This window comes from Sphingobacterium sp. BIGb0165 (assembly GCF_024810095.1).
GTDB classification, from domain to species: domain Bacteria; phylum Bacteroidota; class Bacteroidia; order Sphingobacteriales; family Sphingobacteriaceae; genus Sphingobacterium; species Sphingobacterium detergens.
In genome coordinates this window covers 309621-330322 of record NZ_JANUEB010000010.1, presented here as the reverse complement: position 1 = coordinate 330322, position 20702 = coordinate 309621, and the positions used below count along the sequence as shown (strand labels likewise).

Sequence of the window (20702 nt, the reverse complement as noted above, 5' to 3'; positions counted from 1 at the left end):
CAACACTGGATCACTAAATAATAAATAAATTAAATATAATGTTACAACGTCCGAGAAGAAATCGTAAATCTGCCGTGATTCGCGACATGATTCAAGAGACACGTTTAGACGCGTCGAATTTGATTTTTCCACTTTTTATTGTAGATGGCCAAAATCAAAAAACCGAGGTTAAATCAATGCCGGGTATCTACCGCTATTCAATAGATAATTTATTGAAAGAAGTGGAGAGCTGCCTCAAATTAGGCTTACGTTCATTTGACCTATTTCCCAATATCGAAGAATCATTGAAGGACAAATACGCGACGGAGAGTTACCGTGATGGAAGTTTGTATTTACGCGCCATTGCAGCGGTAAAGAAAAACTTCCCCGAAGCCTGTATTGTTACCGATGTAGCGATGGATCCTTACAGCAGCGATGGTCATGATGGAATTGTCGAAAATGGCGAGATCCTAAACGACGAAACATTGGAAGTATTGGGCAAGATGGCACTCGCACATGCGCAGTCCGGTGCAGATATTATCGCACCATCGGATATGATGGACGGACGTATTGGGTATATTCGTGAGCTATTGGACCACAATGGTTTCACAAATGTGTCTTTAATGTCGTATACAGCGAAGTATGCATCAGCATATTACGGTCCTTTCAGAGATGCTTTGGGTTCTGCTCCTAAACATGGGGATAAGAAAACGTATCAGATGAACCCTGCAAATGCAAAGGAAGCACTTATCGAGGCCCAGCTAGACGCGCAAGAAGGTGCAGATTTTCTAATGGTTAAACCGGGGCTTCCATATTTAGATATTGTGAAACTTCTCGCTGATAATTTTGATCTCCCAATCGCGGTGTATAATGTCAGTGGTGAATATGCCATGTTAAAAGCTGCCATTCAAAATGGTTGGCTGGATGAACGTGTGATCCTGGAAACGTTATTAAGTTTCAGACGTGCAGGCGCAACAGCAATTTTATCCTACCATGCCAAAGAAGTTCTGGAAAAAGGTTTTATTTAGGCAAATAAGATCGGAGGTTCGCTATAAAACAACGAATTGCTTAAAGACAAAAATAAATATTAAAAAAGGTTCGAAATTAAGTTTTCGAACCTTTTTTTGGTCAAATAAACTCAACAAACGAGATTACTTTATTTATCAATAAACAAGAAATACTATTGCAAAAAAAGAGAATACCCCGACATCTAAATAAGGAATATCACTGAATTCTTGATTCCTTACGTTTCCATGAGACTTATCTTCACAAAAAAAGATAACTTCGCATTCAAATATAATGACTATGCAAGCACCTGATATTTCAAGAGCAAAATCTGCTGAATTATTTGAAAAAGCAAAACAATATTTCCCCGGCGGTGTGAATTCTCCGGTCCGCGCTTTTAAATCCGTATTTGGTACCCCATTATTTATAGAGCGAGGAGACAAAGCACGTCTTTGGGATGCCGACGGCAATGAGTTCATCGATTTCTGCTGTTCGTGGGGTCCTTTGATTTTGGGGCACAATAACGATCAAGTTCGCGAGGCCGTTGCCGCACAATTAGGTAAAGGATTGAGTTTTGGGGCACCTACTGCTCTGGAAAATCAACTCGCCGAATTGATTATTGAAAAAAATAAATATATCGAAAAAATCCGCTTCGTCAGTTCAGGAACCGAGGCTGTGATGTCCGCAATCCGCTTGGCAAGAGGATATACCAAACGCGATAAGATTATCAAATTTGACGGATGTTACCATGGTCATTCGGATTCTCTGTTAGTGAAGGCTGGCTCGGGATTGGTTACTTTCGGAGAAACTTCTTCGGCAGGCGTTCCCAAAGCTTTTGCAGAGGAAACAATCGTCATCGAGTTAAATGACAAAGATGCACTGAGAGCTGCTTTTACAGAATTTAAAGATCAAATTGCTGCAGTGATCATTGAAGGTATTCCAGCCAACAATGGTCTATTAATGCAATCCAAAGAATACATGCATTTCCTACGTGATATCACAAAAGAAAATGGGAGCATGCTCATCATGGATGAGGTCATCACCGGATTCCGGATCGGCTTTGAAGGAGCTTCTGCATACTACGAAATACAGCCAGATATTATCACCTATGGCAAGATCATAGGCGGTGGTATGCCAGTGGGAGCCTATGGAGCATCCAAAGAGCTTATGGCATGTATATCACCCGACGGCGCCGTTTATCAAGCCGGTACCTTATCAGGGAATCCTGTAGCTATGGCAGCAGGTATTGCGGCCTTGACTATTTTGGCGCAAGATGATTTCTACACAAACTTAAATGCCAAAACTACAGCATTCGTTCAGGATCTTCGTGAATATATCGCTGAAAAAGGCTATCAAGTACAATTATTTCATGTTGCCTCTATTTTCTGGTTTGCATTTACTGAGCAAGAAGATATCAAAAAAGCAAGTGAAATTGATCACTCTTCCATGGAATCATACAAAATCATGCACCGCGAACTCCTAAATAGAGGAGTTTACTTTGGTCCTTCGGGCTATGAAGTTGGTTTTGTTTCTGCTGCGCATACCGAAGCGGATTTAAATACCGCCAAGAAGCATATTTTCGATGCCTTGGACATCGTCTTTCAATCATAAAAGGAAAGTATAATACAACAATGCCCCAAAAGCTAAGATAGTTTTTGGGGCATTTATATGCTGTTTAATCAAGAACCGCTATCTGAACTAAAGCTCCTGTTGAACTACAGTATGGGTATCAGCCAATTTAGTGGCGAGCTTTTTATCCTTCGATTTTATCTTATTCAATCCCTGAACAAGCTCATCAAGCGAAAACTTACCTTTTATATCCATAAATACACTTTCATCTCCTTCATCATGGACCAATAGCGAAACCCGGCTGATCACATTATCTTTATCAATGCGCGCATTAATCGAGATCTCCTCCCCTTCACTGTTGATCACCAGTAGCTCCTCAAATTTATTCTTCTTTAAAAACTTATGGTAATCTTCCAATATCAACATATTCTTTTCACGATCATTGTTTGATAATGTCATCATCCTGAATTTTTTCAACTTTTTGACGATGCCCGCCATGACCTGTGCATCCTCGTCGTTCTCATCCTGCAATGCCTTTTTGATAAATGGTTTTGTCAACCACATTGGCAAATTAATGGCAACGATCTCTGCATTATTCGAAACATTGGATCCCCTGACGAAATCCATGTTGGAGCCTTTTTTGATGATGCAGGATTGCAATGAAAATAGCACTCCAATTAGGCATAACAATGTTAGTAATCTTTTCATAATATCTACTTTTTATTGTTATTCTGTTTGTCCTTATTCCCTTTGTTGTTTCCCTCATTGACCAAGTTAGTCACGTCTTTCAAAGGTATTGCCCCATCAAGAATCATAAATAAATTTTGTCCATCTCCATTTATTGTAAGCAACAAATTGTTTAGGATATCTGCATTCGCAGACATATTCTCCACCATGAATCGAATATCTTGACCTTCACTGTTGAGCGACATAAGTTCCTCATATTTTAAATTTGAAACCGCACCACGAATGATACCTGTTAAGTTCTTATCTTCACCATCTTCTACAATTAACATACGTAAAGATTTAACATTCTTGAGTAGTGGCGTAATCGTTTCCATATCCTCATCATCAATTTTTAAATTTCCCAACAATTTGAACATAGGGGCGCCAATTTTAAGCGTCGTTACTCCTTTTTTCCCTTGATATTGTTCGAAAAGTTTATCTAACTTGGAAATCTGTGCATTTGCCATACTTGCTACAAGTAATAGGCAAGCTATTAATAATCCTTTCATACTATTTTAGTTAATCGATATTGACATTTGTTTTATATTCAGCGCTTTATCTACTCCATTTCCCAGATTATTTGCCAATAATCCCAATGAACGGAGCGTCAGTTCTACAGCCTCCTCTTCGTTAGCAACAGGTTTACCGTTTAATACAACATAATCCGCTTGATAGCCTTCCTCCATTTGTTGTAAAGATTGAACAACCTTCTTCTTTTTAGCCATCAGTCTCTTTGATTGCACGCGCCGATTGGAATGCGTCGAAGTATTCGCCGTAAGCATTGTACTTCGTTTCCTATCTCGGCTTGCTACGGTCTCCACATCTGAATGTACTGTTGCTTCATTGTTTTCCGTTACCTCCTTCGTTGACGGTTTTTGAGGTTCTTTTATCTCATTATTAGCAAGTACCGACGGCTGTATAGCTGGCTCTTGATTTAGATAAAAGGTTAATCCCATAACCGCCAGGAGAATTGCCGCAGCAGCATATTTTATCCATATATTATCTCGCCATCTGATGATTTTCTTATCCGCTTTGACTTGACTTTCAAAATCCTCAAACGACCAGTCCATTTTCACATCCTTTTCCTGATCCAATAGCTGAAAGAACAGTTCATCCGATTTTTTCAGTTCCCTTTCTTCCTCCGATGACGACTTGCCATCAAAGTATTTATCTTTCAATTCCTCTAATCTTCTGTTTTTCATCATTACAAATTTGAGTTTCACTGTTAATGAAGCTATTGGATCTATTTTTTATTTGAATAAATCCGGAAGCTTTCATAATCAAATAATTTTGTCAACTGCTCCTTTACTTTCTGTCTGGCCCGCATCAGATTAACTCTAACAGCAGACTCCCCCATTTCCAATATTTCACCAATCTCCTCTATATCATAATCCTCCACATCGCGTAGGTGCATTACAAGACGCTGCTTCTCAGGCAGCGAGTTGATCATCTCCAAAATTATTTCTTTCGTATTTCCTACAGAATTTTCTGTTGTTGAAATAATCTGATGTTGTTCGGCAAAATCTGTACGGACCTTATCTCTTTTTATCCGGTTTAATGCCTCATTTTTAACACTCTGCATGCAAAATGCCGCCAAATTCTTATATTGATGCAATTTATCTTTCCCCTGCCATAGACGCATCATTACATTTTGAACCGCATCAAACGCCTCATCGTCATCAACCAAGATCCGTTTCGCAAAGCGAAATAGCTTATCCTTATGGACGAAAACGGTATTTTTAAATTGCTCTTGGTTCATCTTAGTATTTAGTATCGAGATGCTAGATTTGATTTTGATTGTACAAACCTGCAGCTTACCCAATTTTTCTTTATTCGTTTTTAGATACGCCCTATATCATTTCCTTTACCATTTTTGCATTCTATATAAGCAAGACATCTCAAGCTTCCTATTTATTACATCTAATATGAATATTTTTTTAAAATATTTATTTGTTCAAATAATAGGTTCTGATTTTTTTGGATTCTTACGTGCTCCCAAGAACAATTAAACAAGTTTTATTCCAGCTGAATATACCATATTCCTACAATCAAAACGTTGTTTTACCATTACTACAAACAAAAGATCCCGTACAATTGTTATTTAAGATGCTGAGTGTTAAAAATTTAAACAAAAAGATCATGAAATACTACAGAATTACCGGCATTACCGCCGCATTAACTTTATTAATCGGGGCTATTGGATGTAATAATTCAACCAAAAAGGGCGCCGACCATACAGATTCAATGGGTGATGCCGATACGAGTATTGCACAGAAAATGGATTCCATTTCCGTTAGTCCAATTGCAGATTCAAAACAATTTCCAGGAGCGAGTCTAGGAATCGCTTCGGTAACCGCTGAAAAAGTTGGTACAGACTCCGCAAAAGTTACCGTGAAATATAATGTTAGCAACTTTAAGCTTACTGAAATGACAACGGACGAGCATGCAGCTCACATGGCGAACTCGCATGATGGACAGCATATCCACTTTATTTTGGACAATAAACCATATACTGCCTTATACAAACCGGAACATAGTGTTACTTTGGCTTTAAATTCAGAACATTATCTCCTATCGTTCTTGTCGCGGTCTTATCACGAGTCCATTAAAACGGCTGAGGCCTCAAAATTGATTAAATTCAAAATAGATGCAACGGGAAAATTGACACAGGAGCCAACACCTAAAGAAGCATCCTTATTCTATTCTCGTCCAAAAGGAGAATACAAAGGTGATGAAACCAAAAATGTCCTTTTGGATTTCTATCTAGTCAACACAAGTATCGCTCCGGACGGTAACAAGATTAGCGCAGATATTAACGGTCAAACTTTTACTTTGGACAAATGGGGTCCCTATGAGATTAAGGGCTTACCTATGGGGAATAACAAAGTAAAATTAACCTTGGTAGATAAAGAGGGAAATGCCGTTACTGGCGATAATGTATCAGTAGAAAGAGATATTAAACTCTCCGAAAAATAGTCATTTAAAAGTAAGCGCCTGATATTAAAATATCAGGCGCTTACTTTTTTTAACAGTACATTAGTGGATTATTGTATTACAATCTTAGCTACGGTAATTTCTCAAAATCAATTTTCGGTGCAGTATTTTTATTGACAAGGTCAAACTTGCTGCCCGGTTTAACAATCTCACTAAAGAAGCCTCCGTTTCTTAAAAAGTAGCCATTTTTTGTCGTTCCACCCATAGCATCAATACGTTGATGTGCACGGTAGGTATTATCAACACTAAATGAAGCGGATTGAACAGGGCGCCATTGACCATCATAAACCCATTGATTTTTAAATTCCACTTGTCTTCCTAGATACCCCTGATTCGGACTAAAATTCTCTAAGAAACTATGAAATCTTTTTAAATATGTATTTGTTTGCGGACGTTTGAAACTAGCGATTACATTCCATGCATTTTCCTCAGGCACAAAAAACCAAGCGGTATAGTCTGTATTTCCTTTTCCATCTGGAACACCTTTCAACAAGAATTTATAGGTTTCACCCGCTTTCCAGAAATATTTACGGTAACTCTGCCCACCGGATCCCTCGTTGCCAAATTCTCCTGTATGCACGTCTTTTCCCTTCTTCAATAAATGGATTTTTTGATCTTCCGGGATACTTTTGGGATCATCTGTATGGAAGGGGCTCCAAACTGAAAAAAGAATACGTCGTTCTGTCTCCGAGTTCACCTGTATCCCGAAGTAGCCCTCTCCAAAACCATTAGCCATAAAATATGAGCCGATTTTATCTTCTCCTTTTGGTACAGTGACCTCATTGTAATAATAGCTGACATTCCCTTCACTCGGGATTGTATAATTTAAGTGGCACGAAGGACCACGACGCGACCAATAGTAATAATCAGGATCATTTGAGTAGGTAAGACCTTCAGATGCAGCTTCTCCACTAACGATTAATTCTGTTACATTGGCAAAGGTATCACCCGACTTACTTAATCCTTTTAAATTCACCTGTACGTAGCCCGGTGTTTTGACATGAATAGACAAGGCTGCTGTTTCGGATAGCTCAGCCCCTTTGATATCTAAGGAGCTCTTTTTTCCCAAGGCAGAAATCTCTATTTTGGAGGAATTTCCAGCATCGGCTTTTGCTTTGAGCTTCAATTCAAGGTTTCCGGTTTTCTCCGTTCTGAAATATACCGATGCAATGCTTTGATCACTCGCCCATTTCACCAATCCATTGCGTCCTGAAATTTCTGCACCATCATCTTGTCCGTTAGTAATAAAAGCATTGCCCGCTAGCGGAACAGAATAAGGTTTCGTAGAGGTCTGCGCAGTTCCACCTAATGAAAGGCAAGATAAGGCACCTAAAAAAAAATACTTAATAAAATGTTTTCTTTCCATTTGGGTATAATCTAATGGGCTACTGCCCGTTTCTTTTTTATAATCATCATTCCTGACCCTGCCTCTAGATTCTAACGCAGATTTATAATTGTTCAGGGAAACTGGATTATTTTATGAAGATAGAACTTAGATTGTGATGAAAAGAAACCAAATGTACATCAATCGATTGTGTAAAAAAAATAGTATTAAATCAATACCTATTCATGTAAACCGAGTTCGGCAACCATCTTCTGATAGTTATTCAGAAAATACTTATAGAGTTTAAACTGTTCCGTTTCTTCATATTCCACCTGTTGCAAACCGAATTCAGACACCGTGTAAATCTCTGCATCTGGATAGGCCAGCAAAATTGGTGAATGGGTAGCAATAATAAATTGGGACCTATTGTTGACCAATTGGTTTATTCTCGTTAGCAACCGAAATTGACTATTGATGGAAAGTGCCGATTCAGGCTCATCAAGCAGATACAGTCCACGTCCCGAAAAGCGTTTATGCATTAAATTAAGAAAACTCTCTCCATGAGAGCACTCATGCAATGAACCGCCATAATTTGCCTCGAGAGCTCCCAAATCATCTTCAAATACATCATCAACCTCAGTTGCTACATTATAAAAGCTCTCGGCTCGTAAGAAAAACCCATCATTTTCACGAAAAGCTGTTCTTATGACCTGCAGGTCATTAAAAAGCTCAGAATGGGAATCTTTCGTATGGAAATTAAAATTCTTAGTCCCTCCTTCGGGATTGAAACCAGCATTAATAGCAATAGCCTCCACCAAAGTGGACTTACCTGAACCATTCTCGCCAATGATAAAGGTTACGGGGGATCTAAAACGTAATTCATTTAAATTCAATATTGAAGCAATATTAAATGGATAAGCTATTCGATCCTCGATTGGTTTAGTATTTCTTATGGAATGAATATAGTGCATAGAATGTGATAGCAATTAAGTACTAAGCCTTCCGGAATGCCTGTGCAATGTAATAGATCACAGGAATAAAAATAAATCCCAGTATCAACGGCAGAAACCAGACACCCAACCCATCTGAAGTTCCTACCGAATTTGGAATAGCCTTGAACGTGATTACACCAAAAATAACTACAATAATAAATTTCAAATACCGTATCATACAACTTGCATTTGCATATTGCCGGAGGGCATTTTCTTCAGTTATCCGAACCGGATAGTTGAAAATATGTGGAAATCGATTGAGGATGGTCATCCCTATAAATAGTATTGTGGCAATAATTGGCAAAGCAAAAATAGTCTCTTTCCCACCAAAATTATCCGCATTTCCTGCTGTATTATAATGCACGGGAATAGTTTCGGGTAGTTTATAATAATTTATAGCAACCAGATACCATAAGGTGAATAAGGACAGGTAACCAATTAATTCCAATATGATATCGCCGAGCGTCGGTATGAGTTTTATGCGTGGTCTTTTTTCCATTTTGAAATTGGTTACCGCTACATTGATTTGGCCAAACAAGATCGAATTAAACTCGATTTTATACTTACTAAGGTAAGAAACATACGGTAACAATACAATGCATAAACCGACTGCTAACTACCCCAATATTCCATTAAAATCGGCCTAATACCTAAACAGTCATTGAGCGTATCCATATTATTCTTTATACAAACCGCAGCGGCATAAAAAAAGTGAAGAGGTTATCCCCTTCACTTTTCCACACAGTGTTAACAACTATGTTGATAACTGTATTTTATGGAGTTTTCACCTATTCAGCTTATTCACATTCTGTTAATACAGCTGTTGAATAAGTCATAAATAACTAAAAACCAACACTCTTTAAATTTAATCCTGTACGCTCATTCAATCCGAACATTAAGTTCATATTTTGCACGGCTTGTCCAGATGCTCCTTTCAACAAATTATCTGTAGCATTTAAGATCAGCAACTTATTCCCATGTTTCTCCAGATGGATAATACTTTTATTGGTATTTACAACTTGTTTGAGGTCGATATTGCTGCGGCTAACGTGTGTAAATGGGTGTGTTGCATAATACGCTTCATACAACTCGTAAGCTTGTTCCTCCGTCAAATCGGAGTCAACATATATTGCCGAGAAAATTCCCCTTGCAAAATCACCACGCTGTGGAACGAAATTTATCTTTTCAGCAGCGCGCGCTAACAACGAATCATCAGATGCTGGCAAAAATCCACTTTGCAATTGATCCAAGGACTCCGAAATTTCCTGTAGGTGTTGATGTTCAAAAGATTTGTATGCAGAAAGATTGTTATTACGCCAAGAGAAGTGCGTGGTCGCCCCAGGCTTCTGTCCGGCACCGGTAGATCCCGTCGTTGCATTAACATGAATCTGATCGGGTAATAACCCCTTACTCGCCAACGGCAATAATGCCAATTGAATATTGGTGGCAAAGCAACCCGGATTGGCAATATACTGCGCAGATCTGATCGCTTCCTTGTTTAGTTCTGGAAGTCCATATACAAATTGCTGCCCTTGATACATTGTATTTGCCCGAAGTCGATAATCTTGCGAAAGGTCGATAATCTTTACAGCTGATACTACGGGATTCGCGTCTAAAAACTTACGTGCATCACCATGTCCTACACATAGAAACAAGACGTCAATATCATTATGAAAGTCAGAAGAGAAGGTCAGTTCTGTATCACCGAACAGATCATTGTGAACTTCATATAATTTGTTTCCTGCGTTAGATGCACTGTTAGCAAATACAATTTCTACTTCAGGATGATAAATCAATACCCGCAATAATTCTCCGCCAGTATATCCTGCTGAACCAACAATTCCTACTTTTATCATATTTTTATTTCGTATTGAGTAGCTAGTATTAAGAAGTTACTTCTGCAAGCCTTTGGCTTACAGAAGTATCCTTATTTCTTTATTTTTGATTTACTTTATGCCAGATAATAGTCTGGTTTCCGAAAATTTTCGAGAAACCTTTCACATCATCACCCGTATAGCCTTTATTCATCTCACCGTAGCTACCGAATTTATTGGACATTAAATCGTGCTCCGACTCAATACCAATCACCACAAAACGATAAGGGTACAATTCGACGATCACACGGCCCGTTACAGTGTCTTGTGAAGACTGTAAGAATGCTTCTATATCACGCATCACAGGATCGTGCATCTGTCCTTCGTGCATATAATTTCCATAGAAAGCAGCGATTTGATCTTTCCATGATAATTGCCATTTAGTCAGCGTATGTTTTTCCAAGGTGTGGTGTGCCTTAATTAAAATCACTGAAGCTGCGGCTTCAAAACCTACACGACCTTTGATACCAATGATTGTATCACCTACGTGAATATCACGACCGATGCCATAAGGTTGCGCAATTGCCTGCAGTTCCTGAATGACTTTCACAGATGCCGTTTTCTCTCCGTTTAAAGCTACTGGCTCACCTTTTTCAAAATCTATCGTGATCTGTTGGGGTTCTGAAGAAGTCACTGGCGTTGGCCATGCTGATTCCGGTAAATATTGATTGGATGTCAATGTTTCTGCTCCACCGACGGAAGTACCCCAAAGACCTTTATTGATCGAATACTTGGCTTTTTCCGCCGAATATTCAACACCATGTTTATTCAAGTATTCTATTTCCGCTTCACGGGATAACTGTAGATCACGAATAGGTGTAATAATTTCAACCCCTGGTATCAAGGTTTGGAAAATCATGTCAAAACGTACCTGGTCATTTCCAGCACCAGTAGAACCATGTGCCACACATTCAGCTCCGATTTTTTTCGCATAGTTTGCAATGGCAGTAGCCTGACATACACGTTCAGCGGATACTGACAATGGGTATGTTGCATTTTTCAACACATTACCAAAGATCAAGTATTTAATAGTTTCGCGGTAATAGTCTGCTGTTTCGTCAATCGCTGTATGTGATTTCACGCCTAATGCATAAGCACGTGCTTCAATATTCTTCAATTCTTCATCCGAAAAACCACCTGTATTTACGACGACGGAATGAACCTCTAAACCTAAATCTTGCGTCAGATAAATACAACAAAACGAAGTATCTAATCCTCCGCTGAATGCTAAAACTACTTTTTTCATTGAGATAAATTGTTTTTAATGTGGTGAAACGATTATGAACCAATCCGGCTCTATTCAAACCTTAAATTGACCGTTTCATCCCCTGTTCATTACTTATTTTCAATGGCTGCTACGCCAGTTGACATGCTATGTATGATTCTTATTAAAATCCTTTGGCAACTTTATTATGCTTTGGAAAATTGACCGCAATAAACTTATTTGCCGACTTCCAAAACTTTGCCTGTATACGTTTTAATAACGATTGTTTTTGTGTGATTCTTTCCAAACGTTCCTTTGCTTCATGCTTGCGCTGAATCTTTTCTCTCAGTTCACGTTCTTTTTCCTCGGGATCCCAAAGCATAGCTGTACACATGCAGTTCTTACGGTCCTTGCTCATTAAGATCTCGTAATTAACACAGCTCTGGCATCCTTTCCAAAATTCGTCATCGGTCGTCAATTCTGAATAAGGTACTGGCTCGTATCCCAGCTCTGAATTAATTTTCATGACAGCAAAACCCGTGGTCAGACCAAATATCTTCGCTTTGGGATATTGCTCACGAGACAAATCAAACACCCTTTTCTTAATGGCTTTTGCTAAACCAACTTTTCGAAATTCGGGATTGACAATAAGTCCTGAATTTGCGACGTAATCGCCGTGCCCCCAAGTTTCAATATAGCAAAACCCAGCCCATCGACCGTCTTTATGCAAAGCAATCACTGCTTTACCTTCATTCATTTTCTTGGCAACATACTCTGGTTTACGACGTGCAATACCAGTACCACGAGCCTTTGCAGACTCGAACATTTCGTTGCAAATAACCTCCGCATAGTGCGCATGCTCAGGTTTAGCTGGAATAATTAAAAAATCTGATATAGTCATTGACTTACGACCCTAATAATAAAACAACAACTATTGCTGCGTTTTGTTACTGAATAAATAAAATAATAGATTCAAAAAACCATCGGACAATCATGGTTTTGCTTGGAAAGATTCACTACCTCAAATCAAGCCCGAGGTAGTATGGGTCGTCGGAAGCGTAAAACAGGCATTTCTACGAAAATGAAAGCACAGAAGACCTTTCTCATAAACTTCTCAAAAGTTTGAGTATAAGAATAGTCGTTCTTTTTGCTCTGTTTCATTTTATTTCTCTGTCAATTGTTTCTGACGATGCAAATGTATAAAAATATTTTTTTCTTTTCCACAATATTATCATGGATTTTTTGCAAAAATTAAAAAATTACAATCAAGCATCAAAACCACCCTGTAACCTTCATTTTCAAGCAATTAATCAACTATAACTGGGGCATGCCCCCACACTACAACCGATATTAATTTGACAATAAAACTGATAAAGGTTTAAGGCTTTGTCAATTGAAAAGCGGTGTTTTTTCTATGAGTTCGTTATTTTTAGACAAAAACGATACTTTTGTATACATCATTTAGAGGAAAATAGCATGTCACCGAGTTTAATTTTCTATATTATTTTTGCTGTGCCTTATATCATCTTTATGTATTGGCTTGTCAAACAGGACAAACGTAAATATGCTTGGGGGCTTGCAATCATTACCATAGTTGCCATATTGGCGATCTATGTATCACAGAAAGCAAGCAAAGTTGCGATGGACAACTATCAGCAACATCAAATCGATTCTCGAGAAATCGAACGTGAAGAACGTTTACAAAAACAGCAGGATAGCATTAATCATGCTCAACAATAAAAAAGCGGCAAAAGCCGCTTTTTTATTGTTGTCATCATATTCTATTTTAGTGGTTGATCCCTTCCAGTTTAAACAGAAAAGCATATTCCATCGCAATTTCTTTCAGATAGTCAAATCTGCCCGAGGCACCTCCATGTCCGTAATCCATATCCGTCTTCAAGAGTAAAATGGAATTCCCGGTTTTTACCGTCCGTAATTTCGCGACCCATTTGGCGGGCTCAAAATATTGAACCTGGCTATCGTGCAATCCCGTTGTAACCAGTATATTTGGATATTCTTTCGATTCGATATTCTCATAAGGTGAATAACTTTTCATATAAAAATAGGCATCAGACTCATTGGGATTGCCCCATTCGTCATACTCATTTGTTGTTAATGGTATTGTCTCATCTAACATGGTATTCACAACATCCACAAATGGCACCTGTGCTATAATCCCCTGATATTGCGCCGCCGCAATATTCGCAACCACGCCCATCAGAAGTCCTCCAGCACTGCCTCCTTGCGCATAAAGGTGGTCTGGCATTGTATAGCGCTGTTCAATAAGATACTTACCACAATCCACAAAATCATAAAAAGTATTCATTTTACACATCATCTTCCCATCCTCATACCACTGACGCCCCATTTCTTCGCCGCCACGAATATGGGCCAGTGCATATATAAAACCACGATCCAATAAACTCAAGCGATTACTGGAAAAACTAGGATCCATAGATGCTCCATAAGAACCATAGGCATATTGCAATAAGGGAGCTGTACCATCTAATTGAATACCCTCCTTATAAACAAGAGAAATAGGCACCCTTACTCCATCCCTCGCCACGGCGTAGATACGTTCAGTCTTATAGGCACTTTGGTCATAGCCGCCCAAAACTTCCTGTTGTTTCAACAATGTTTTGCTGCGATCCCCCATATTATACTCGTATACGGAACTAGGTGTTACCAATGAAGTATATCCATAACGCAGTTTTTCGGAATTGTATTCAACATTTATCCCTGGATATACCGTATAGGCCACCTCTCCAAAATCCAGATAATGCTGCTCTTGGCTGTTCAGATCATAAATTGCCAACTGTGTCAATCCATCTTTTCGTTCAGCTATTGCCAAAAATGATCTGAATTCCTCAATATCGCTTACGAGGACATCTGGCCGGTGCGCTATAAATATGGTCCAATGTTCCCGATCTGTTTTGTCCAATGGACATTGCATAATTCGGAAATTAATAGCATCATCATTAGTCAATATTAAAAAACGATCCTGCAAAGGAACTATGGTATAAAGCACATCATTTCGACGTGGTTGAAAAACCTTAAAATCATTATTGGGAAGATCGGCATCCAACAACCATATTTCGGAGGACAGGGTACCTTCCGAACTGATAATAATGTATTTACCATTTTTTGATTTACCAACTGCGATATAATTTGTGTTATCTTTTTCCTCATACACAGACACATCTGTAGAGGTATCAGTTCCCAGTGTATGCCGCATAATTTTTTCACTCAGTAATGTTACTGGGTTCTTGGCTGTATAAAACAGGGTCTGGTTATCATTAGCCCAAATTGCGGCACCTTCGGTATTAGCTATCCGATCGGGGTAGATCTCACCTGTCTCCAGATTCTTGATATATACCGTGTATTCCCTTCGGGAAACCGTATCCACACTAAAAGCTAACAAGCGATTGTCAGGACTGATCGAAAAGCCTTTTGCTGCGTAATAGGCATAACCTTCTGCGAGATGATCTATATCCAATAATAGCTCTTCGTCAGCATCCAAGGTCCCTTTCTTACGGCAAAATTTGAAATATTGATTCCCTTCCTCTGTTCTACTGTAATAATAGTAACCATTTTTAAAATAGGGTACAGACTCATCTTTTTCCTTGATGCGGGATTTCATTTCCCGGAATAAGTCTTCCTGAAAAGATTCCGTCTCCTTTAACATCACAGCAGTATAGGTATTCTCCGCAGTCAGATAGTCGATAACTTCTGCCGATCGTGGTCCTTTTTTGAAATAGTCAATCATCCAGTAATAATCGTCAATGACAGTATCTCCATGAATTTGTCTTTTGCGTGGATGTGCTGCTGCTATCGGGGCCGAAACTTCGGGCCACTGTATATTTTTGTTATGTTGCATATATTAATATGAATGCGCTAAATCTCTTTTTTTAATAAAAACAAATACGACTTGTATTTTGCTATTCATCATCACTCCCCAGAACATTGAATTTAATGCATTTCTAGAGAAATAGCAAAACTATATATAAACAGGAACAGATCGACTGTAAATATGCCCTTCATTTTGATATATATTACAATACTTATCTATTCGGCATCCTTCATTATCTGTATAAAAAGTCACTTTTAATAAAAATTAACAATTCAACAGGGTCAATAATACTATATTTGCTACTGTGCTAGGAGAAAATTTTATGAATTTAAAGAAATCACTATATCTGATTGCCTTGGGTGCTTTACCGATGACCTCGTTTGCTCAGGCTGAGGCTGTTCCTCTGAATTGGTATAACTTAGATTACAACACGGATGGTGTAATGGGTATCAGTACGGAGAAAGCGTATAAAACTTTATTAAAGGGTAAAAAATCAACACCCATTATTGTCGGTGTATTAGACGGTGGTGTGGATGTTTTCCACGAAGATCTGAAGGATGTCGTTTGGATCAACACAAAAGACAGTGTTTCCAACGGGAAAGATACTGATGGTAACGGCTATATCAATGACAAATATGGCTGGAACTTTATTGGTAACGCCGATGGAAAAGATGTTCAATTTGACAATCTGGAATTAACAAGGCAATTGCGGATTTTAGACAAAAAATTTGCCCATGTTACCCCAACCACTGAGCTGAATGAAGCGGACAGAAAGGCATTTTTAGCGTATCAAGAAATGGTGGCAAAATACAAGAATAAGCTGGAAGAGGCCAAAATGGGCCAGTTTTCCTATGATGCCCTTAAACGCAATTTGGACGCTGTGGTTCGTGAAATCGGCAAAAAACCTGAAGAAATCACATTGGCTGATCTAGAGAATTTCAATCCAAAATCGAACAATCAACGTATCGCTCTGGGTTATGCAAAAGACGAAATTCAAACGAATGGTTTTGTAAAATTTTTTGACGATATCACCGAGGGAGCGAAGTATTTCAACAATCAAGTTGACTACCATTTAAATAAAGAATATGACTCCCGTCCCATTATTGGCGACAATTACGAGGATGCTTCCGAACGTCATTACGGAAATGCGGATGTAAAGGGACCTGATGCGCTCCACGGAAGCCATGTTGCAGGAATCATCGGTGCTAAACGTAACAATAACATTGGTATAAACGGTGTTGCAGACAATGTCAAAATACTAACTGTACGTTTGGTTCCGGATGGCGATGAACGTGATAAAGATGTCGCAAATGCGATCCGTTATGCAGTAGACAATGGAGCGAAAGTGCTCAATATGAGCTTTGGAAAAAGCTATTCACACAACAAGCAAACCGTGGATGACGCTGTTAAATATGCTGAATCCAAAGATGTCCTACTGGTACATGCTGCCGGAAATGACAGTGAGGATAATGATGTGGAGCCCAATTTTCCAATGAAATACTATACGAATGCTAAGGGGGATACCACAGGAATAGCAAATAACTGGATCACTGTTGGCGCAAGTGGTTTACATCCGGACAACGAACTTCTAGCAGACTTTTCCAATTATGGCAAAAAAACAGTTGATGTTTTTGCTCCGGGGGTTCGGATTAACTCTACTATTCCAGATTCAAAATATAAAGAAGAGCAAGGTACAAGTATGGCTGCCCCTGTCGTTGCGGGACTAGCAGCTATGATACGTTCTTATTACCCTAACCTCTCTGCAACAGAAACCAAGCAGATTATTCTGGAATCTGTTGTAAAACCGGAACAAACGGTCCAGGTAAAAATTAGTGAAGAGGCTACAAAAACGGTCAAGTTTGCGGATATTTCTGTAACTGGAGGGATTGTCAATGCATATAACGCCATCATAAAGGCCGAAGAATTTAGTAATAAAAAGAAAAAATAAATAATATTCTCATTTTTCGTATACCAAAACTATCTTTTGTCCGTTTAATTAATTAACTTACAGGGACAAAACTTAAGATGCTTATGGTAGAAAACTTTACCCAATCAGAAAACGAAGTTCAAAATTTACTAACCCAAAACGAGAAAGTAATGACTGATGAGGATATAGAAAATGAATTGAAACTTCAATTACCCAAAATGTTGCTTAATCCAAGCAAGAAATGTATTGCGAATATCATGGCATATTCCAAACAAATGGAAAAAAGAAAGGCCTAATCCTGAGATTAGGCCTTATTTATTGGAATAAAATCAACCCCATCCCCATCATTTAAGTCGATAAATCGCGTCATAGCATTCCTAAAATAAGCCATCAGCCTCATGTTATGTGAATTATTTTCATTATCTATTTATACTGTAAAAATCAATTTGATAAGCACTGAGTAAGCCGCGAGTTTTCTTTTTTAATGGAAATTTTGGCTAGTTTTGGAGTGATGTTAAAACAAGAACGATACAAGGCTTTTGTGGAATATTTCACCAAAAATAATCCCGATGCGCAAACAGAGCTCAACTATGGTAATCCTTATGAATTACTCGTGGCTGTTATTCTGTCTGCCCAATGCACAGACAAGAGAATTAATCAGGTAACACCAAAGCTATTTGAACGTTACCCGGATGCACATACTTTGGCCGCTTCAAGCGTCGATGAAGTATTTAGTTATATCCGCTCGGTAAGCTATCCAAATAACAAAGCCAAGCATCTGGTAGGAATGGCACAAATGCTTATTGAAAAATTTAACAATATCGTGCCTGAGCAGATTGAAGATTTGGTCAAGCTCCCTGGCGTAGGTAGAAAAACGGCCAATGTCATTTCGTCTGTGGTATATCATAACCCTGCGATGGCCGTCGATACCCATGTATTCCGTGTGGCTAACCGGCTTGGCTTAACCTACCGTGCAACAACTCCATTGGCGGTGGAGAAACAATTAGTCAAAAATCTCCCGAAAGAAACCATTGCTGTTGCGCACCATTGGTTGATCTTACATGGACGATATATTTGTCTGGCCCGAAAACCACTCTGCGAAAAATGCCCGATTACCTACATGTGTAAATACTTTGAGAAAACCCATCACATAAAAAGTGCTCCAAGCGCGACAGAAATAAAAAACTAATTTTTTTAGTGAAAATATTTGGTTTATTATTTTTTATTTTTAATTTTGATAAATATATACTAAAAATATGAGCAACACAGATAAATTAAAAGCGTTACAGCTGACGTTAGATAAATTGGAAAAGAGCTTTGGAAAAGGTTCGATTATGAAATTAGGAGATACAGCTGTTGAGCCTATCGAAGCGATTTCTACAGGATCCTTAGGATTGGATATCGCTTTGGGAATTGGCGGTGTTCCAAAAGGACGTATCATTGAAATATATGGACCTGAATCTTCGGGTAAAACGACATTAGCAACACACATTGTTGCTGAAGCACAGAAAAAAGGCGGTATTGCAGCAATTATTGATGCGGAACACGCTTTTGATAAATATTATGCACAAAAGCTAGGTGTTGATGTTGAGAACTTATTAATTTCTCAGCCAGATAACGGTGAACAAGGTTTAGAAATTGCCGACAATTTAATTCGCTCAGGTGCCATTGATGTTATTGTAATTGACTCTGTAGCTGCATTAGTACCTAAAGGTGAGATTGAAGGTGAAATGGGTGATTCAAAAATGGGGCTTCAAGCCCGTTTAATGTCTCAAGCATTACGTAAGTTGACTGGAACAATTTCCAAAACAAACTGTTGTTGTATTTTCATCAACCAATTGCGTGAAAAAATTGGCGTGATGTTCGGTAATCCAGAAACAACAACTGGTGGTAATGCATTGAAGTTCTATGCTTCTGTACGTTTGGATATCCGTCGTACATCACAGATTAAAGATTCTGACGAGGTATCTGGTAACCGTGTAAAAGTTAAAATTGTAAAAAATAAAGTAGCACCTCCATTCCGTATTGCGGAGTTTGATATCATCTTTGGTGAAGGTATCTCAAAAGTCGGTGAAATTATTGACTTAGGTGTTGAATATGGCATCATCAAAAAAGCGGGTTCTTGGTTTAGCTATGGTGAAACCAAATTAGGACAAGGTAGAGATGCTGTAAAAGCCTTATTGTTTGACAATCCAGATCTAATGGATGAACTTGAGGCAAAAATCCGTACTGAAGTAACAGGAGAAGATCCGATGCTTCATACAGAGGAAAATGAAGACTAGTTGCTGTAAAAATTAGTATAATGTAGGTAGCCATCCTTTTTGGGATGGCTATTTTTTTACCCCTCCCTCCCCAAAGCTCCGATTAAGTTTAAATGATTATTTTGTTACATGTCCAAAGTTTTGAGTTTGTACGCTATGATTTTAGTATTTTTAGCGAAGCGAACATAAATCGCTGACTTCATTCTAAACTTAACTTTGAAAAATGAACCGTAAGCTAATTGCATTTCTTTTGATACTTTTTGGATCAGTATTCCATCTCAGTGCACAAAAAATCCGCGTACTTTCCTTCAATATTCATCATGGGAATCCACCCTCAGAAAAGGAATCTGTTGTCAATCTCGATACCATCGCTCAAATTATTAAAAACAGTAATGCCGACCTAGTCGGATTGCAAGAAATTGATGTCAACCTAGGGCGCTCTTACAACGAGGATCAAGCGAAAAAACTAGCTGAACTAACAGGAATGCACTACATTTTTTCAAAAGGAATAGACCTTGAAAAAGGTGAATATGGTACCGCAATATTATCGAAACATCCAATAGAACGAGTAGAAAAACATTTTCTACCTTCCCCCGTCGAAAGCGAACGTCGAAGCTTATCCATTGTTGAAGTGCGTATCAACAATAGGAAGATCTTATTTGCGAACACCCACCTGGATCTAAAAGACAAAAACAAAATCGCACAGGCTAAGTTCATTACATCCCGTTTCAAAAATGAAAAGCTACCGACGATTCTCGTCGGCGATTTAAACTCCAAACCCACTGATCCTGCAATCGTAGAACTTGGTAAAATATTCTCAAAAACGACGAGCCAAAATGGCTTAACCTTTCCACAAGATAAGCCTAATACCGAAATAGACTATATTATGGTCAATACTTCATCACATCCAAAATTCTTCAACCATCGTGTCCTTGAGGAGAAATATGCAAGCGACCATCGACCATTATATGTTGAAATCGAAATTAAATAACCCATT

The 20702-nt window shown here is 38.5% G+C and carries 20 protein-coding genes; 9 read left to right on the top strand and 11 right to left on the bottom strand.

Annotated features, from left to right (window positions below):
• Positions 1-38: 38 nt before the first annotated feature.
• Positions 39-1007, top strand: a complete 969-nt coding sequence (gene hemB, locus M2408_RS23010; protein ID WP_120261678.1) for a porphobilinogen synthase — start codon at positions 39-41, stop codon at positions 1005-1007.
• A 277-nt stretch (positions 1008-1284) separates the two neighbouring features.
• Positions 1285-2595 (top strand): glutamate-1-semialdehyde 2,1-aminomutase, encoded by a 1311-nt coding sequence (hemL, locus tag M2408_RS23005; protein ID WP_259186937.1) that lies wholly within the window; start codon positions 1285-1287, stop codon positions 2593-2595.
• Positions 2596-2682: 87 nt separating this feature from the next.
• On the opposite strand, the gene M2408_RS23000 is transcribed toward hemL, so the two are convergent.
• The 4 genes from M2408_RS23000 to M2408_RS22985 are packed head-to-tail and all read right to left on the bottom strand — an operon-like array spanning position 2683 to position 5038.
• A complete protein-coding gene (locus tag M2408_RS23000) occupies positions 2683-3261 on the bottom strand; it encodes a DUF4252 domain-containing protein (RefSeq protein ID WP_120261680.1) in 579 nt (192 codons plus the stop codon).
• A 5-nt stretch (positions 3262-3266) separates the two neighbouring features.
• Positions 3267-3788: a DUF4252 domain-containing protein gene (locus M2408_RS22995; RefSeq protein ID WP_259186936.1), complete on the bottom strand. Its 522-nt coding sequence runs from the start codon at positions 3786-3788 to the stop codon at positions 3267-3269.
• A gap of 6 nt (positions 3789-3794) precedes the next feature.
• Positions 3795-4484 (bottom strand): hypothetical protein, encoded by a 690-nt coding sequence (locus tag M2408_RS22990; protein ID WP_259186935.1) that lies wholly within the window; start codon positions 4482-4484, stop codon positions 3795-3797.
• A gap of 38 nt (positions 4485-4522) precedes the next feature.
• A complete protein-coding gene (locus M2408_RS22985) occupies positions 4523-5038 on the bottom strand; it encodes an RNA polymerase sigma factor (RefSeq protein WP_259186934.1) in 516 nt (171 codons plus the stop codon).
• Positions 5039-5418: 380 nt separating this feature from the next.
• Between M2408_RS22985 and M2408_RS22980 the strand changes: the two genes are divergently transcribed.
• The gene (locus tag M2408_RS22980; RefSeq protein ID WP_259186933.1) at positions 5419-6255 is read left to right on the top strand and encodes a hypothetical protein; all 837 of its coding nucleotides are present in this window, start codon (positions 5419-5421) and stop codon (positions 6253-6255) included.
• Positions 6256-6343: 88 nt separating this feature from the next.
• Here the strand turns inward: M2408_RS22980 and M2408_RS22975 are convergent, their stop codons facing one another.
• The 6 genes from M2408_RS22975 to M2408_RS22950 form a co-directional block, all read right to left on the bottom strand.
• Positions 6344-7639, bottom strand: a complete 1296-nt coding sequence (locus M2408_RS22975; protein ID WP_259186932.1) for a DUF3472 domain-containing protein — start codon at positions 7637-7639, stop codon at positions 6344-6346.
• A 197-nt stretch (positions 7640-7836) separates the two neighbouring features.
• Positions 7837-8568: an AAA family ATPase gene (locus M2408_RS22970; RefSeq protein WP_259186931.1), complete on the bottom strand. Its 732-nt coding sequence runs from the start codon at positions 8566-8568 to the stop codon at positions 7837-7839.
• A 22-nt stretch (positions 8569-8590) separates the two neighbouring features.
• Complete coding sequence (locus M2408_RS22965) at positions 8591-9088, bottom strand: DUF1648 domain-containing protein (RefSeq protein WP_259186930.1); 498 nt, start codon at positions 9086-9088, stop codon at positions 8591-8593.
• Positions 9089-9431: 343 nt separating this feature from the next.
• The gene (gene argC / locus M2408_RS22960) at positions 9432-10445 is read right to left on the bottom strand and encodes an N-acetyl-gamma-glutamyl-phosphate reductase (RefSeq protein WP_259186929.1); all 1014 of its coding nucleotides are present in this window, start codon (positions 10443-10445) and stop codon (positions 9432-9434) included.
• A 79-nt stretch (positions 10446-10524) separates the two neighbouring features.
• Positions 10525-11709: an argininosuccinate synthase gene (argG, locus tag M2408_RS22955; RefSeq protein ID WP_259186928.1), complete on the bottom strand. Its 1185-nt coding sequence runs from the start codon at positions 11707-11709 to the stop codon at positions 10525-10527.
• A gap of 142 nt (positions 11710-11851) precedes the next feature.
• Positions 11852-12568 (bottom strand): GNAT family N-acetyltransferase, encoded by a 717-nt coding sequence (locus tag M2408_RS22950; RefSeq protein ID WP_120261691.1) that lies wholly within the window; start codon positions 12566-12568, stop codon positions 11852-11854.
• A gap of 575 nt (positions 12569-13143) precedes the next feature.
• On the opposite strand from M2408_RS22950, the gene M2408_RS22945 reads away from it, so the two are divergent.
• Positions 13144-13407 (top strand): hypothetical protein, encoded by a 264-nt coding sequence (locus M2408_RS22945; protein ID WP_120261693.1) that lies wholly within the window; start codon positions 13144-13146, stop codon positions 13405-13407.
• Positions 13408-13453: 46 nt separating this feature from the next.
• On the opposite strand, the gene M2408_RS22940 is transcribed toward M2408_RS22945, so the two are convergent.
• Entirely contained in the window at positions 13454-15544 is a 2091-nt protein-coding gene (locus tag M2408_RS22940) for a S9 family peptidase (protein ID WP_259186927.1), read from the bottom strand.
• 295 nt (positions 15545-15839) lie between these two features.
• Between M2408_RS22940 and M2408_RS22935 the strand changes: the two genes are divergently transcribed.
• From M2408_RS22935 to M2408_RS22915, 5 genes are all read left to right on the top strand, one after another.
• Positions 15840-17465, top strand: coding sequence for a S8 family peptidase (locus M2408_RS22935; protein ID WP_259186926.1), 1626 nt, complete (start codon positions 15840-15842; stop codon positions 17463-17465).
• Positions 17466-17548: 83 nt separating this feature from the next.
• Positions 17549-17740, top strand: coding sequence for a hypothetical protein (locus M2408_RS22930; RefSeq protein ID WP_147420472.1), 192 nt, complete (start codon positions 17549-17551; stop codon positions 17738-17740).
• A 215-nt stretch (positions 17741-17955) separates the two neighbouring features.
• Positions 17956-18633: an endonuclease III gene (gene nth / locus M2408_RS22925; protein ID WP_259186925.1), complete on the top strand. Its 678-nt coding sequence runs from the start codon at positions 17956-17958 to the stop codon at positions 18631-18633.
• Positions 18634-18700: 67 nt separating this feature from the next.
• The gene (gene recA, locus M2408_RS22920; protein WP_259186924.1) at positions 18701-19726 is read left to right on the top strand and encodes a recombinase RecA; all 1026 of its coding nucleotides are present in this window, start codon (positions 18701-18703) and stop codon (positions 19724-19726) included.
• A gap of 202 nt (positions 19727-19928) precedes the next feature.
• Positions 19929-20696 carry an endonuclease/exonuclease/phosphatase family protein gene (locus tag M2408_RS22915; RefSeq protein WP_259186923.1) on the top strand — a complete coding sequence of 256 codons (768 nt, stop codon included), beginning with the start codon at positions 19929-19931 and terminating at the stop codon, positions 20694-20696.
• The last annotated feature ends 6 nt before the right edge of the window (positions 20697-20702 follow it).